The organism is Acinetobacter lwoffii (assembly GCF_052078135.1).
GTDB lineage: Bacteria > Pseudomonadota > Gammaproteobacteria > Pseudomonadales > Moraxellaceae > Acinetobacter > Acinetobacter lwoffii_Z.
This window is the reverse complement of record NZ_JBQGUZ010000021.1, coordinates 42,719-58,811: the sequence shown is the minus strand read 5'-3', so window position 1 is coordinate 58,811 and position 16,093 is coordinate 42,719. Positions and strand designations below refer to the sequence as shown.

General features: G+C 40.0%; 12 protein-coding genes. 8 read left to right on the top strand and 4 right to left on the bottom strand.

Going from position 1 to position 16,093, the window contains the following annotated elements; genetic code table 11:
* Positions 1-239: 239 nt before the first annotated feature.
* The 3 genes from ACTL4S_RS13120 to metG are packed head-to-tail and all read right to left on the bottom strand — an operon-like array spanning position 240 to position 3,440.
* On the bottom strand, positions 240-830 hold the full coding sequence (locus ACTL4S_RS13120; RefSeq protein ID WP_253148399.1) for a putative phage abortive infection protein: 591 nt from the start codon (positions 828-830) through the stop codon (positions 240-242).
* The gene (locus tag ACTL4S_RS13115; RefSeq protein ID WP_253148398.1) at positions 781-1,329 is read right to left on the bottom strand and encodes a hypothetical protein; all 549 of its coding nucleotides are present in this window, start codon (positions 1,327-1,329) and stop codon (positions 781-783) included. The genes ACTL4S_RS13120 and ACTL4S_RS13115 overlap by 50 nt, the downstream gene beginning before the upstream one ends.
* A 50-nt stretch (positions 1,330-1,379) precedes the next feature.
* A complete protein-coding gene (gene metG, locus ACTL4S_RS13110) occupies positions 1,380-3,440 on the bottom strand; it encodes a methionine--tRNA ligase (protein ID WP_005247863.1) in 2,061 nt (686 codons plus the stop codon).
* Between the two features lie 313 nt (positions 3,441-3,753).
* On the opposite strand from metG, the gene ACTL4S_RS13105 reads away from it, so the two are divergent.
* The 8 genes from ACTL4S_RS13105 (at position 3,754) to ACTL4S_RS13070 (ending at position 14,243) form a co-directional block, all read left to right on the top strand.
* Positions 3,754-4,551 carry a putative sodium/potassium/calcium exchanger gene (locus ACTL4S_RS13105; protein ID WP_441299482.1) on the top strand — a complete coding sequence of 266 codons (798 nt, stop codon included), beginning with the start codon at positions 3,754-3,756 and terminating at the stop codon, positions 4,549-4,551.
* A gap of 273 nt (positions 4,552-4,824) precedes the next feature.
* Entirely contained in the window at positions 4,825-6,084 is a 1,260-nt protein-coding gene (apbC, locus tag ACTL4S_RS13100; RefSeq protein ID WP_004645854.1) for an iron-sulfur cluster carrier protein ApbC, read from the top strand.
* Between the two features lie 264 nt (positions 6,085-6,348).
* Positions 6,349-6,942 carry a LysE family translocator gene (locus ACTL4S_RS13095; protein ID WP_004732019.1) on the top strand — a complete coding sequence of 198 codons (594 nt, stop codon included), beginning with the start codon at positions 6,349-6,351 and terminating at the stop codon, positions 6,940-6,942.
* 123 nt (positions 6,943-7,065) lie between these two features.
* Positions 7,066-7,635, top strand: a complete 570-nt coding sequence (dcd, locus tag ACTL4S_RS13090) for a dCTP deaminase (RefSeq protein WP_004280726.1) — start codon at positions 7,066-7,068, stop codon at positions 7,633-7,635.
* Between the two features lie 234 nt (positions 7,636-7,869).
* Positions 7,870-9,888: a hypothetical protein gene (locus tag ACTL4S_RS13085; protein WP_441299481.1), complete on the top strand. Its 2,019-nt coding sequence runs from the start codon at positions 7,870-7,872 to the stop codon at positions 9,886-9,888.
* Between the two features lie 12 nt (positions 9,889-9,900).
* Positions 9,901-10,623: a hypothetical protein gene (locus tag ACTL4S_RS13080; protein WP_005247854.1), complete on the top strand. Its 723-nt coding sequence runs from the start codon at positions 9,901-9,903 to the stop codon at positions 10,621-10,623.
* 33 nt (positions 10,624-10,656) lie between these two features.
* The gene (locus ACTL4S_RS13075) at positions 10,657-12,942 is read left to right on the top strand and encodes a hypothetical protein (protein WP_441299480.1); all 2,286 of its coding nucleotides are present in this window, start codon (positions 10,657-10,659) and stop codon (positions 12,940-12,942) included.
* Positions 12,943-12,959: 17 nt separating this feature from the next.
* Positions 12,960-14,243, top strand: coding sequence for a hypothetical protein (locus ACTL4S_RS13070; protein WP_005106243.1), 1,284 nt, complete (start codon positions 12,960-12,962; stop codon positions 14,241-14,243).
* 53 nt (positions 14,244-14,296) lie between these two features.
* Here the strand turns inward: ACTL4S_RS13070 and ACTL4S_RS13065 are convergent, their stop codons facing one another.
* Positions 14,297-16,012 carry a proline--tRNA ligase gene (locus tag ACTL4S_RS13065; RefSeq protein ID WP_253112213.1) on the bottom strand — a complete coding sequence of 572 codons (1,716 nt, stop codon included), beginning with the start codon at positions 16,010-16,012 and terminating at the stop codon, positions 14,297-14,299.
* Positions 16,013-16,093 lie beyond the last annotated feature (81 nt).

Below are 16,093 nucleotides of genomic sequence, written 5' to 3'. Positions count from 1 at the left end.
AGTGTTGATCTGTCAGCATGGTACGAGGCATAGCGAATAGTAAAATTGGGTTTGGCGATTTGATTTTACTACTTCGCTATTTTTTTAAGCTAAAAGTGTCAACACACCCTAATAACCATCAAAGTATATTTCCTATTTACTTTTGTCAGGGCAAAAGTAACAAAATCCTTCTTTTCGTTAGAGGCCACGCCCATTTACCCCTAACAAACGGGCGACATTCATGTCGCAGAGCAATTGAATCAATATTCATCTTCTTCAAACTCGATCGATGAAAAATATATTTTAGGGTCGTATCCTTCACAGTAATCATATGGAATATTTTTAATTAGTTCATATTTTTCAATGAAGTTGTTCTCAATCCATTTTTTACCAAATCTTAAGATAATATTAAAAAAGAGAATATATAATTCAGGGTTAGAAAGCTGAGCGCGTAGTATTTTTATTAAATTTTTCTTTTCTTCTAGAGTTAAAATATCGCTTTCATCGATCATTTTTATTGCATTATACATATTTTTAAAATAAGAGCTTAGGTATGTTTGATTTGCTCTCACTAGTTTTTTATCAATTTTCTGATTAAGTTTTTGTTGGATTTCCTTAAGTGTAACTGAATTAATAAAATGATACTTTTTGCATTTATTAAGAATGAATGTAGTCCACGAGCCCTCTAAGCCGTAATAAAAAATAATATAACTGATGTCAACTAAGTCATCTTGTGTATAGTTAATATTTCTATGATCTAATGTAGCCTGGGTAATTTCCAATATATTTTTAAACTGAATTTTAAATTGTATAAAAGCCCTTTTTCCCCTCAACCATTCCTTTTTCAGCATTTAGATGAGGAATGCATATGTAATTCAAATGTTGATTGTGATAATCAAGCATTTTAAAAAAATTATTCTCTAAATTATTTTTTTGCGTTTCAATTTTTTGGTGGAATATTGTGTAAATTAAAAGAAATACACTAGACGCACTAAGTATAGTTCCAATTAGTCCACCATATAAATTACCGAATTGAGCAGATAAATTAGCATCAATTATCTTAGAGCTTCCAAAATTGAATGTTTGGTTGGAAAAAATAAAAATTGATCCTAAAATACTAATTCCTATAAGAATTAAAGGAATGTATAGGCATAAGTATTTAATAAAGTTATTCATATTTTTTTTAAAGTAATTAAATTTAACGCAATATATCAGTACTTGATAATAGTGTCTAAATTTACCTCTCCCTGACCCTCTCCTAAAAGGAGAGGGAACATCCTGAAATTTATTTAGTAATAAAAACTCCTTCTCCCTCTGGGAGAAGGCAAGGATGAGGGAAATATAGTCCAATAAAAAAGCCCCTACATCAGTAGAGGCTTTCTTTGCTTAAAATGGAAATCTTAAGACACTTTATCACCCGGTTTAGCACCAGATTCAGGTGAAATCACCCAAACACCGTCGCCATTACCCGCAGCTAGCACCATACCGTTAGAGATCCCAAAACGCATTTTACGTGGCGCAAGGTTTGCCACCATCACCACCAGTTTACCTTTTAAGTCTTCAGGTTGGTAAAACTCACGAATACCACTGAACACATTACGTGGCTCAGCTTCACCAACGTTTAAAGTGAGTTGAAGCAGTTTGTCAGAACCTTCAACCGTAGCCGCTTCCAAAACTTCAGCCACACGCAGGTCAACTTTCATAAAATCATCAATATTAATGATTTCAGCTTCACCGACTTTAGGTTCAGCTTTCTTTTCAATCTTCTTCTCTTTTTTCTTCTCAGCTTTTGCTGGTTCAGCAGCAGGAGCAGCTAAAGAATCTTTAGATGCATCCACCATGGCAGCAACCGCTTTTGGATCTACACGTTGCATTAAGGGTTGGAACAATGCAATTTCATGACCCACTAGAATGGTTTTGCGAGAAGCAAAATCGAAGCTTTCAAGTTGCAAGAAATCTTGAACCTGTTGAGCTAGTGTCGGCAATACAGGAGCCAAGTAAACTGCCAATTGACGGAACAGGTTGATCCCCACAGAACATACATCATGAACCTGTTGTTCCTGACCTTCTTGCTTAGCAAGTGCCCAAGGCTTTTTCTCGTCGATGTACTGGTTGGCTTTGTCTGCCAGTGCCATGATTTCACGAATCGCCGCAGAGAATTCACGTGCTTCATAAGCTTGAGCAATTGAACTACCGGCATCAATAAAGCTTTGTACCAATTCAGGTTCAGCACATGTCGTGCTTAACTTGTTATCAAACTTGGTGTTAATGAATTTTGCACAACGGCTGGCAATATTCACGACTTTACCGACCAAATCTGAATTTACTTTCTGAACGAAATCATCAAGGTTCAGGTCAGAATCTTCAACTTTGTCAGAAAGTTTCGACGCGAAGTAATAGCGTAGATATTCAGGATTTAAATGCTCTAAATAGGTTTCCGCTTTAATAAATGTGCCGCGAGATTTTGACATCTTTTGGCCATTGACAGTCAAGAAACCATTCACGAATAAGCCTGATGGCGTGCGGTAGTTTGCACCTTCAAGCATTGCCGGCCAGAACAGAGCATGGAAATACACGATGTCTTTACCAATGAAGTGATAGACCTCATTTTCAGAATCTTTTTTCCAGTAGTCATCAAAATTCAATTCAGGACGTTTGGTTTTGATGTAGTTTTCAAAGCTCGACATATAACCAATCGGCGCATCCACCCAAACATAGAAATATTTGTTTGGCGCATCTGGAATTTCAAAACCGAAGTATGGCGCATCACGTGAGATGTCCCAGTCGTTCAAGCCATTTTCAAACCATTCGTCCAGCTTGTTGGCAATCGATACCGGCAAGCGACCTTCATCACGAGTCCATTTTTGCAGGTATTCACCAAAATTTGGCAATTTAAAGAAGTAATGATCAGATGATTTTTCGACTGGAGTTGCGCCACTTAAAGTGGAATGCGGATTCAACAATTCTGTCGCATTATAAGTTGCACCGCAGACTTCACATGAGTCGCCGTACTGATCTTCCGCTTTACATTTCGGACAGGTGCCTTTAATGAAACGGTCTGACAGAAACATGCCTTTTTCAGGATCAAAAAGCTGGGTCACCGGGCGAACTGCAATATTGCCAGCATCACGGTTTTTCACATAGATTTCAGATGCACGGGCACGGTTGGTATCGCTATGTGTAGAATCATAATGATCGAAATGCACACCGAAACCGTCAAAGTCACGAATGTGTTCTTTTTGCACATTGGCAATTTGCGCTTCAGGTGAAATGCCATTCGCTTCGGCACGTAGCATGATCGCGGTTCCGTGAGCATCATCCGCACAGACATAAGTCACATCATGACCCATCGCACGCATGGCACGTACCCAAATATCTGCTTGGATATAGCCAAGTAAGTGACCCATATGAATCGGGCCATTGGCGTAAGGAAGGGCATTGGTGACTAAAATTTTACGCACGGATTCACTCTCTCATTCGTATTCATTATGCAATGGGCCATAATTTTACATGATGCCGAGGGGATTACAAAGAAATGCTTTGCTGAAACCCTGCGAATAGATGGACTTGGACAGCCCGAATACAAAAGCCTGCATCATCTTTAGCATATAGCTTTTCAATACAGATTTGACTCAGCTCATGCTACATCCTGCAAACAATAGCAACAACTTGTACAGGCTTTGTTGCAGTTTGCTTACTTCGCCCGATTCGCGTGATGCTTTGTGCTAAAAAAATGGCTGATTGTTTATATGATATGCCTAAGGAGGGTACCTCATGACTCAGCAGAACCAAAACAATACGTCGAAGCAAAATCAAGATAAAGAACAACATGCACGCGAATTGAATGATCAGCTTGCAAAAGAGCAAAAGCAAAACGAGCTGGATAAACAGCATAATCAGGAACATAAGAACGGGCAAAGTGCCCAGACCCATGCTGATCAGAAGTCTGATACCCAGCATAACGGTAAAGATGAAAATGCTGAGCAATCAACGCAAAAAGACAGTTCTCAAGAGAATCAGTCCGATAAAAAAACTGAAAGCTTTAAGATGGATGACTTAAAAGCCAAAGCGATAGCGATCGGTGAAGAGCTATTGCAAAAAGGTGAAAAGCTTCTGAATGAGCTGAAACATGGCAAATCTGACAACCAGCAAAATGCTGAGCAAGGTTCGGATGATGCGAAAAAGACCAAAGCGGATCATGCCTCTCAAGATAAATCATCTAACAAGTCAGATAAACAAAATGCTAAAGATGGTCAGACCGATCAGCAGGCAGGTATGGCAAATTTAAAAGATGAAGCCATGCATAAGTTTGAAGATACCAGACAGAAAATCACAGATTTATTCAGCGAAGCCTCGGTTAAGTTCGCTGAGCTGAAACAGATGGCAACTGATACGATGAATAAAATGAAAGATAATCAATCGAAGGAAGGTGATTCTAATCAGCAGCAAGATGCCAAAGATACAGATTCAGAAAGCAACTCTCAGTCCAAAAAGGATGAATCGAAACAAGATCAGGATAAAAATACTAAGGATCAACAGGACAAATCTGAAAACAATAAAAATCATAAATAGTCTGTGATCAGGGAGCCACTTTAATTACAGAGGGTTAAAGTGGCTTGATCGCATAAGATCAGTAAAAAAATTTATTACATCAAAATAGTCCATCTCTCTTTTCTTTCATTATTTCTATTCACCAAGATTCCATAAAATATTTCACAAAACCGAGTAAAATGGTTGGAAATTGAAGATATCTGTTTCATCTTCTCCAATACAGTGCTTAACCTTCGCCTAAAACCCCGTTAAACTAAGCGATTCAGATGTCGATCTACATTTTTGGAGTAACCTATGTCTTGGCTTTCTTCGCTTAAATCGGTTTTTTCGCCTTCCAAGGAGGTGAACGAAGAAGCTGTGCAAAACGTACTGCAAAACTATATCTTGCCAAATTCCAGCAATGCCTTGAAAGATCGTATTACGCAGGTCAATGTACAGGGTGAGATTCTGCAAATCACTTTGAATACCTATCCAGAAGAAAAAGCGCAGCTGCAACAGATTCATGATGAACTGGCGGAAGCTTTGCAAAAATGTGGTATTCAAGAACTGAATATGCATGTGATTCAGCAGAAAACTGGACATAAGAAAGAAGGGGGTTGCGGGCATAACCATGCTGAAGGTGAAAACTGTTCAAGCGAGCCTAAAGCGGAAGCAAAACCCAATCTTCCCCCTGTGGTTGATGCGTCGGCACAGCCTGCAAAAACAGAAGAAGCTGATCCAAATAATCCACCTATTCAAAAAGCTGCGCCGCAACAGCGTGATGTTCCAAAACACCCAAGGATTCAAAATGTGATTCTGGTGTCATCTGGTAAAGGTGGCGTAGGTAAATCGACCACGACTGTAAATCTGGCTTTGGCTCTACAGAAATTAGGCCTGCGCGTAGGCGTACTAGATGCCGATATTTACGGCCCAAGTATTCCGACTATGCTCGGCAATGCCGGCAAAACGCCAATGATCGAAGCAGAGCAGTTTGTCCCTATCGAAGCCTATGGGATGGCGGTATTATCAATTGGCCATTTAACTGGAGATCACAATACTCCAGTCGCCTGGCGTGGTCCAAAAGCCACGGGTGCATTAATGCAGTTATTCAATCAGACCCTATGGCCAGACCTTGATGTGCTGATGATTGATATGCCACCTGGCACAGGTGATATCCAGTTAACTCTCGCGCAGCGTATTCCGGTAACGGGCGCAGTAATTGTGACAACGCCACAAAACGTGGCCTTGCTGGATGCGACCAAAGGCATTGAATTGTTTAACCGCGTGCAGATTCCGATCATGGGCGTGATTGAAAACATGTCGACCCATATCTGCTCAAATTGTGGTTTTGAGGAACAGATTTTTGGTACAGGCGGTGGCGATAAACTGTCTGAGCAATATCAAGTCCCATTATTGGGTCGTTTACCTTTGGATGCTAAAATTCGTGAAAATGCCGATGCTGGAACGCCGTCAGTGATCGCGGGAGATGCTGCTGCAGAAAGCTATATGCTGATTGCAGAGAAAATTGCAGCGCAGTTACCTAAAGCAGAGAAAGACCATAGTCGAATTTTTTAATTCTACAGACAATTCAGATATTTAAGCCTTAGCTAAAAGCTAGGGCTTCTTATTTCTTATTTCTTATTTTTAAAATTAGCTCGATTTAAATGATCGAAATTGACTGAAATGACTATCGGGTGTTTATCCTGAAAGCTTATATAAACATTTGAATTAATTAAAATAAATAAATTTAAATTTTAGATCATATGTTCTCTTACAATTATTTTTTTGCAGCACTGACCGAATTCTTCTATGCTACTCGGATTAGAGCGAGGTCAAACTATGATTTCATGGTTTTTTATTGGTTTAGTGGCAACCATTCTTTTAACACCAGGCCCAACCAATACCTTATTGGCATCTTCAGGCATTCAGGTCGGATTTAAAAAAACATTTCGTTTAATTCCTGCGGAAGCCTTTGGTTATCTAATTGCCATTAGCTTATGGGGCATTCTGATCGGAAAAATTTCCGTTCATCTTCCGCTTTTACCGACCATTCTCAAACTTTTTAGTGCTGGCTATATTCTATTTCTCGCTGTGAAATTATGGCGGACTGCAGAAATAAGCGAAAATCTTGAAAATGTCTCGATTCGCGCACGAGAATTATTTTTGGCAACCTTGCTTAATCCTAAAGCACTTTTATTTGCCTCAGCGATTTTTCCTGTCATTGTCTGGAAAAGCGGCCAACATTATGTGACTCATATGCTGGTTTTCTTGCTTCTGTTGATCCCGATTGCATTCTTCTGGACTTTTCTGGGTTCAATCCTGGCCAGAAAAAACAGTCGCTGGCTCAATCAGAAAAACCTGCAGAAAACGGCTTCGCTGGTATTAATGAGCTTTTCCATTCCTTTAAGCTATTCTGCACTTTTAAGTTTATAAGCTGATCTCAATCAGCAATTTTTTGGCAACTTTAGCTCTAAGCCTTTCACTTATTTTCATTAGTGTCAATTTCAGTTAAAGTAAGTCGCAATAACTTGTTCTTAAGATTTTTGGATTATATCAATGGCAATTAAGTCTGATCGTTGGATTCGCGAAATGAGCGAAAAACACGGCATGATTGAACCGTATGCAGAAAACCAGGTACGTTTGGATGAAAATGGTCAAAAGCTGATTTCGTATGGCGTATCCAGCTATGGTTATGACGTGCGTTGTGCACGTGAATTTAAAGTATTCACCAATGTGCATTCTGCAATTGTCGATCCGAAGAACTTTGATGAACGCAGCTTTATTGATATCGAGTCGGATGTCTGTATCATTCCGCCTAACTCGTTTGCTTTGGCGCGTACTATCGAATATTTCCGCATTCCACGTAATGTCTTGACCGTGTGCTTGGGCAAGTCTACTTATGCGCGTTGTGGCATCATTGTTAACGTGACTCCGCTTGAGCCAGAGTGGGAAGGACACGTCACTTTAGAGTTTTCAAATACTACCAATCTTCCTGCGCGTATTTATGCAGGTGAAGGTGTAGCGCAGATGCTGTTTTTTGAATCTGATGAAGTCTGTGAAACCTCATATAAAGATCGTGGTGGTAAATATCAAGGTCAGACAGGCGTTACTTTGCCGAAGACCTAATTGTTTTAAAATATTGAATGACGGGACTTTATGTCCCGTTTATTTTTTTGAGATTTTCATTCATCGGAAACTGCTATTTTTCGCCTAATTGGCTTTGGCATCTGTATCAAAAATCAGCATAATGGATTCCGCATAACCATAAAAAAGATGCGATGCATTATAAAAAATCAAAGATTGGCGGCTGGGAAGCTGAAGCATAAGGTGCGGAGCATCGAATAAAAAGGAAAGAGTGAGATGGCTCAGATAAAAGATATATTTAAATTTCGCAAAAGTTATTTGGCGATGACAATCGGTTTCAGCCTGTTGCCTTCTGCACATGCGATGCAGGAATTATCAGATTCTTCTCTTTCTGACACCACCGGTGAGGGTGTTGCGCTGGTACTTGATGATTTTAAAATGGTGTTTCAAGGTCCTAAAGATCTTTCTGCTAGTTCTAGTTATGCCAGAGGCATTGAAAACCCCGGACAAGCAGATACAGGCTTTATTCGTATTATCCCGACGGGTGAGAATTACAACCAACTTGGGCAGCGTGTATACGACAAAGTTTATAAATCTACATATGATAATGCTTTTCATGTTGAAAGAACGCAGAATTATGCAACTGAGTATCAGCAAGCCTTTGATACCTTAAAAACTGATTTTTATAATGATAACTATAATACGATTAAGAATACTTATGACACACAAGCTAACCGGGACGCATTTAAGCAAGAATTAGTTGATTATTATTATAATACAGACTTTATGAAAGCCTATTATGACCAACGTCGTGATGATTATTATAATGGTGCAGGTAATACCTCACCAGGTATTGATTATGATATCAAGCATGATGGCACAACAGAATATGAATTAACGCCACTGCGACCAAATAAGTCTGATGAATATGCAAATTTAAATACCCTTGAAATGATTCAATTTCTATATGGGCAAAATGCTAATCAGCAGATTCCAAATACTGAATGGAGTACGGCGGTTGATAGGCAGAATATTATTGGAGCAATTGTAGATGCAAGAATTATTGAACTAGTTAAAGCAGAATACAACAAAAAATTGGAAGCTGCTCTAGCCGGAATGATGAAAGATGCAGATAGTGCTGCTATGGCTGAAATCATTGCTAGAGCATATCAGGCTGCTAAAACTGAAGCTGCTAAAAGCTCTGTGAGCACTTTAAGAACTAAAGCCGATGTATTTATTTATGGTCTGGCATTATCGAAAAGCGATGGTTCTTTAAGCACACGATACAGTAATCAGGGTTTTAGCTGGGGATCAGCAGATAATCCTTGGTTATTCCGGGCAGGAACTGAAAACGTCAAACAGTTTAAGGACGCTGCTAAAGATGTAGGCTATATTGCTTTGGAAGCCCCATTAAGTCCAATTGCAGGGGTCGAAAATGATAATAATATCAAGCTAGGCTTCTGGAGTGATATTTTTGCACGTGAGCTTAACTCCTCTAATCTTGTAGATCCTATAACAGGTGGGCCAATATCAGGACTTGATACGGATTACCGATTAAGAACCCAATTTGTTGCCAATGGTCTGAGTTTTAATGGCTCGCAAGTTCGGTTATTTCAAACCTTAGAATCTGATAATAAGAATTACAGCCAAACATTAGGTATGGCGAGTATTGTTCGTCTGAATACCAATGATCGACCAGAAAATCTAAGCAGTAGCGATAGTAATCTTAACAGTAAAGGTATTCGTCTCAGTACCGCAGCAAAAACAGATGCACTTGATGGTAATGTCCCGACCCCGGCCTTGAATGGAAGTGATGCTCCTATATTTCATGATTCTGAGGGTTTATATCTCTATAGTCCAAATATTAATTTGGTGCTTGGTAATATGTACCAGCCTTTCGTTGTCGGTTCAGAAGGCAATAATATTATTTTAGAAGTGACACGTATTCCCAATATTCCTGCTATTTATAGTCAAATTTATCAAAATTATGGGGACGGACTGGGTACAACAGATTTAAAGGGTTCGACCTGTAATGTCTATAGTTGTGGTACACCGATTAAAAATAATGTGTCAGATACCACCGCACTTTATCAAGGGCGTAATGCGACTCACAGTAGCATCTCAATAGGGACTACAGAGCGTATCTCAGGGACAAATATGCTGCGCGCCAAGGATGGGGTGAATTCAACAGGAATCGTATTCAAAAATACTGATGGTGTAAGTAAGAATTTTGGATCTGCTGTCATTGATGGGGTCCTGATTCAGCATCTGAAAATTAGAACAACTGGTCTATAAGGAAGTATAAGAATGTCCAAATTAGTAACACTCTGTGCATTATTATGTACCTCTATGACCAGTTTTGCCGGATTGGAAGCCCTTGATCAGCAAGCATTAACCAATACAGTGGGGCAAGGCGGAGCAGATCTTAACTGGACTTTATCTTTAAACCATATTTATGCGACAGATTTAAGTAAAGATAAAATTTCTCGGCTTGATGGAAGTGGCAACCCGCTCGAAGTATTTTATGTTCTAGATCCCACCGCTTGTGGAGCAACAAAACAATTTTGCCGTCTGGCAATAGCGCCGAATAACCATGTCGATGCCAATGGAAATAAAAAGTGGTTAGTCTTTAAAGGCATTCAAGGCACGATTCAGATTGATAAGTTTTCAATTGATGGGACAACCATCATTAATCATCGTAATGAACCACAAACGGCGATGCAAATTACCTTTTATGATCACCAGCCTTTAAAGATCCGTAATTTAGGCTTTAATACAGTTTCCATTGAAACGGGTACAGGTGCTGGCGCCTTGGAAGGTTATGCCAATACAGGTGTTTATAGTACGTATACAGGGCGTACCTATAATGCCGATGGAACTTATACAACCGCGCCCCAAGATGTTCCTTCATTTGATAAAGGTGCTGAAAAAGGATTTATGGGGTTGAACGTTCATGGAAATCTGCATACGTCAGGCAATTTGAAAATATTTGGTTATAACTGTACAGGTGGGGCACAAAGTCGTTGTTAGTAACAACGTCAAGTACAGCATAAGGATATAAAAATGAAAAAAACAACAATAAAGTTGAAATTGCTAACGGTATGCATGTGTCTTATACAACAAGGTTATGCACTTGAAACTATTGAAGAGCAGGAATTGAGTGAAGTCACTGGACAAGATGGTATGGTGATTACTCATGAAATCTCTAAAGCCAGTATTGCTCAAGCCAATTGGTATGATCCAAATCCAACTGCCAATACTAAAATGGGCTTAGGTCTACATAATGTTGAGATTATTGGAAAAGATAATAAACCAATCATTAGTCAACTTGAAATAGATGTAGGTGCCACTTCACAAGGGGCAGGACTTCGGCTAGCTGCAAGTGTTTCACCCTTTCAAGCCACTGCAGATTTAAAATTGGTAAAGATCGCCTGTACGACCAATCCATGTAGTCAATCTGCGAATAGTATTCGGACTGCGGGTACTCAATCTAATCAAAGTTTGGGGGCATTAGGGATTAGTACCTCTACACCGCTTAGTGTGCTATTACAAACCAGTGCAGGTCTATTTAATAAAGATTCAATTGCCAGTATCGATTTTCAACTTAAAAATGCCACGATTAGTCATAAATTAGGTGAAAATAGTCTGATTTTGAATGACTTTAACTTTAACTTCGCGGGTCAAGGATATATGTACATTGACCCGGATGAAGGCGTGGTACTGACCACACGAAATGGCAGTCAAGATCATTATGTGGATCTAAAGCGTGCTGAAGATATGACCGATATCACGGCTGACCGGGTTAATCCGACCAATCCAGGGGTTAATATTGACTTGCGTTATAACACGCCAAATAATGAACGTAAAAATATTATGCGTTTAGGGGCTTCGGGTGCAGTCACTAACGCAAGATTATCGATGAGTGCCGATCAAACCCAGATAGGTACTTTTGATGTTAGTAACAAGGTGAATGGTGTACTAGAACGTCAGGACAAAGCTGCTACAGGTTACAGTGGCCTGGTCGGAGAAGGTGGGTTAAATCTAGGCTTGTCTGCAGATTTTACAGGTGCTAATAGTACCGGGCTTCCAGCAACTATGGCACCTACAACACTTGAGATTGGTCATACCGGTAAGGGAAGCCATGCGGTGCAATTTTCCAAGCTCAGACCATTGACTACACGTACTGCTGCCGGTGCCTTACATGGTAAAAATGCTTATATCGACTTTGGAAATATATATATAAATACCATTACTGCAAAAAGTCTCGATTTCATAATCAATGAAAATATGCAAAAGACTTTAGGTAGTAGTAGCATTGTACTTAAACAGACACTCAGTACCACCACGAATGGAGAAGATTTTGCTTATATCGCCGTACGTGGAATGGATTTTCAGTCTATTGCTGCGAAAGCACGTTTTATATCAGATAACTCTTTGGCGGAAATTGGTGGCGATGGTGGTTCATGGGGAATCGGTATTCCTATTTATAATTTAAATGCCAATGTTGCGTTGTCTGGAACGACTTATGGAACAGACAATAAGCAAGCAATTGCTTATAACATTATGGCATCTACAGAAGGCTATGGAATTGACAAGAAAACCGGTTTGCCAAGCACAACCTCGATTATATTGATTGATGGTAAAAATGGCGATCATGGTGAGGCAGTTAACTATTATGCCGGTTTTAGGAATATCGATGCTTTGATCAAGTCGGAAGGGATTATTAGTTATAAAGATGAAGGTATTTATATTCGTGCCGATAAACTGCTGATTGGAGCTAAAGCTGAGCTTGCGATTGGTCAATTACCAGGATCTAAATATAATTGTACCAATGCATCGGTCACTAAATGCGGAAGCTATGTGCCTCATGATAATTTTTCTAAACGTGATGATGTCCTGACTAATATTGCTTTTAAACTTGATGGAAACGGCGAGCTCCTCATCATTCCAGGAGTGGATCCGACCAGCGATTCACCAGATACCAACTTCCTGTCATTTGATGCAAATTTTAAATTTAGACCCCTTACCGCAGAAGAAACTGCAAATAAAGATAATCTGGGCAGCTATTTTAGTATTGCCAATGAAGATATTGATTCAGCCGGGGTATTAAAAACTTCGTCAATTAACTTTAACCGGATGGAAGGTCATTTGGGTGTCAAAGCAAAAGTTCGTGTCAGTGCAGATACAGTGACTTTGGATAATCAGGTCAAACTCAATTATGAAAATAATATTGCAACACCATTTAAAACCAATTTTGCCATGGCGACCAATGGCAATATGCAAAACATGGCAAGTATTGCATTGACTGGTGGAACCATTCGTAGCACGATGGGAATCACACCACGCTAAAAATCAGGGTGAGAAAAATGAAAAAAATAATATTAAAAAGTCTAGTGGTAGCTATGATGGGCCTAAGTGGCCAGGTATCTGCATTAACCTCATTGGAAGACCAAGAGCTCTCAGAAGTCAATGGGCAGGCTTTATTGTCAATGGAGGTTCAGTCTGGATTTAACCAGATGGATAATCTAGGAGCTACTTATGACCAGAGTAATATCTCATTTTATAAATTAGGCTTGGAAGCCGAGATGGAAATTAATGCCAATATAAAAAAGCTACAGCTCGGGTGTGGCGGTGTTAATGGTGCAACCGGCTGTGATATTGATATTGATCATATAGCCTTAAGTGGTAATCCTACAAATGGTGCGGATCGTGCCGCGACCTCAGCTCTGATTACTAATCCATTTGTACAATTTGCCATAAAAAATCCAAATCAGGCGTCTACACGTGAAGTTTTAGGTTTTCGTTTAAGTGCGGAAAAGATTTCGGGTCTATTGACAATGGGGACAGAAAATAGTGCTACACCAAATGGTATTAACAGTTTCAGTGGTTATATGAAAACAAAATCCTCATCAGGAGTTGCAACAACGGCTCCTCGTGTCATGGATTATGCTGCAACTGGAATGAATATTGAGGGCACGGTAAAAGGCACTATATTAGGTCAACCATTACCTCTGGATTTACATTACACATCTAGCAATTATGCTTTCCAGTTAAATTCTACAACAGCACCTTTTACTATTCCTGCTACGATAGTGTCAGGAACAAGAATGAAAGAAGTTGTACTAAAAGGGACAGGGACAGTAGGTCGTATTGATTTTAAAGGACCATTAAAAGCAGAATTATTGGATGGAGCATTAAAATTAGATAAAGATATTACAGGCTACTTAACCGGGCTACAGACAGACATTACCGTTAAACAAAATCTCGGACTTATTCATGCTTTATATTTAAATAATCCAGCTTCACTCTCCTTGCAATCCCAAAGCATTTTATGGCCTGGTGCAGCAGTCGCGGCAAAACAAGGGTGGTGGCTGGCAATGGAAGATGAAGTGGATTTAGGAAGTATTTCACCTTCATATAGTGTGCCAATTTCAGATGCTGTTTTAAAGCAAACTATTGCAGGAATTAACCATGATTTAACCACTAATGTGCGAGATTGTGGAAGTCTGGTTTTTGGTTGTGTGCTAGGAAGTGCACTTGATGTAAAGGAAATTAAAAATCCTGCGCTACTTGATTTCCCTCTTACTAATTTAACTTTACAAGGCCAGAACTTTAAACCGAACTGCTTTGGTGGACACAAATTCTGCTAAGTTTAGTTATAAAAAATCCCGCATTACGCGGGATTTTTTATAAGAAAGCAAAATTATTTAGCAATTTTTGCCAATAATTCTTCTTTCGAGATATTTACAGATTCAGCATCACGACGGCCTTTATATTCAAACGTACCTGCATCTAAGCCTTTTTCGCCAATTACAATACGGTGTGGAATACCTGTCAGCTCAAGATCAGAGAATTTCACGCCCGGACGTTCGTTACGGTCATCAAGTAATACGTCAAAACCTGCAGCTTGTAATTCAGCATAGAGTGCTTCCGCAGCTTCCATAGTTCGTGGAGATTTGTGTGCATTCATCGGCACAATGGCAACTTCAAACGGTGCAATGGCAGTTGGCCAGATAATGCCTTTCTCATCAAAGTTCTGCTCGATTGCAGAAGCTACTACACGCGTTACACCAATACCATAACACCCCATTGTTACAGTGAATGGTTTGCCATCTTCACCCAAGACTTTACAACCTAAAGCTTCAGAGTATTTTTGACCCAACTGGAAGATATGACCCACTTCGATACCACGTTTGATTTGAAGCGTGCCTTTACCATCTGGAGATGGATCGCCTTCAACCACGTTACGTAGGTCATAAACTTCAGTGAACTGCGCATCACGTTCCCAGTTTACACCTGTTGCGTGTTGATCTGCTGCATTTGCACCTGCAACAAAGTCAGACAATACAGATGCTGCACGATCAACAATGACGGTGATACCTTTTTCGACCAGACCTTGAGGACCGACAAAGCCAGCAGTTAAGCCAAGTGCTTGAAGTTGTTCTTCAGTAGCAAATGTCAAAGGTGCAGCAATTAAAGGATGTTTTTCAGCTTTAATTTCATTCAGTTCATGATCGCCACGAAGGAATAAAGCAACCACAGGAACGGAACCATCCTCTTTTGCAATGCCTTGAACAAGCAATGCTTTTACTGAATGGGCAGGATCGGTACCCAAGAATGCTGATACATCTGCAATGGTTTTTTGATTTGGTGTATCTACCAGTTTGAGTTCTTGTGTAGGTGCCGCACGTTCACCGACAAGTACTGCTTCTGCCATTTCAATATTGGCTGCATAGTCAGATTCAGTCGAGAAGGCGATATCATCTTCACCGCTTGAAGCCAGCACGTGGAATTCGTGAGAACCTGAACCACCGATTGAACCGGTATCTGCTTGAACCGGACGGAAATCTAAACCAAGACGGTTGAAGATTTTGCAATAGGCTGCATACATGTCGTCGTAGGTTTGTTGCAGTGATTCCTGGTTGGCATGGAAAGAGTAGGCATCTTTCATGATGAATTCACGTGAACGCATTACGCCAAAACGGGGACGAATTTCGTCACGGAATTTGGTTTGTACCTGGTAGAAGTTTGCAGGCAATTGCTTGTAGCTTTTTAATTCGTTACGTGCAAGGTCAGTGATCACTTCTTCATGCGTCGGACCCAGAACAAATGGGTTGCCATGGCGGTCGTTGAAGCGTAAAAGTTCAGGGCCGTATTGTACATAACGACCTGATTCTTCCCACAAAGATGCAGGTTGAGTCACCGGCATATAGACTTGAAGTGAACCGACTTTGTCCATTTCTTCGCGAACGATCGCTTCAACTTTATTTAATACGCGAACGCCCATCGGCAACCAGGTGTATAGACCTGAAGCCAACTTACGAATCATACCGGCACGAAGCATCAGCTGATGGGAAATAACCTCAGCATCGTTCGGGGTTTCTCTTAACGTTGCAAATAAAAAGCGACTCGCGCGCATGGAAACTGTCCTAAAAAATTAAGCGTTAAAGCAGGGATTATACAATAAAAAATGAGGTGAGCATTTGGGAATGTCACCTCA

Coding starts and splice junctions, on each gene's coding strand:
- apbC (WP_004645854.1), top strand. CDS start 4,825: ATGTCTTGGCTTTCTTCGCTTAAATCGGTTTTTTCGCCTTCCAAGGAG.
- ACTL4S_RS13065 (WP_253112213.1), bottom strand. CDS start 16,012: ATGCGCGCGAGTCGCTTTTTATTTGCAACGTTAAGAGAAACCCCGAAC.
- ACTL4S_RS13075 (WP_441299480.1), top strand. CDS start 10,657: ATGAAAAAAACAACAATAAAGTTGAAATTGCTAACGGTATGCATGTGT.
- ACTL4S_RS13105 (WP_441299482.1), top strand. CDS start 3,754: ATGACTCAGCAGAACCAAAACAATACGTCGAAGCAAAATCAAGATAAA.
- ACTL4S_RS13095 (WP_004732019.1), top strand. CDS start 6,349: ATGATTTCATGGTTTTTTATTGGTTTAGTGGCAACCATTCTTTTAACA.
- ACTL4S_RS13080 (WP_005247854.1), top strand. CDS start 9,901: ATGTCCAAATTAGTAACACTCTGTGCATTATTATGTACCTCTATGACC.
- ACTL4S_RS13085 (WP_441299481.1), top strand. CDS start 7,870: ATGGCTCAGATAAAAGATATATTTAAATTTCGCAAAAGTTATTTGGCG.
- ACTL4S_RS13120 (WP_253148399.1), bottom strand. CDS start 830: ATGCTGAAAAAGGAATGGTTGAGGGGAAAAAGGGCTTTTATACAATTT.
- ACTL4S_RS13070 (WP_005106243.1), top strand. CDS start 12,960: ATGAAAAAAATAATATTAAAAAGTCTAGTGGTAGCTATGATGGGCCTA.
- dcd (WP_004280726.1), top strand. CDS start 7,066: ATGGCAATTAAGTCTGATCGTTGGATTCGCGAAATGAGCGAAAAACAC.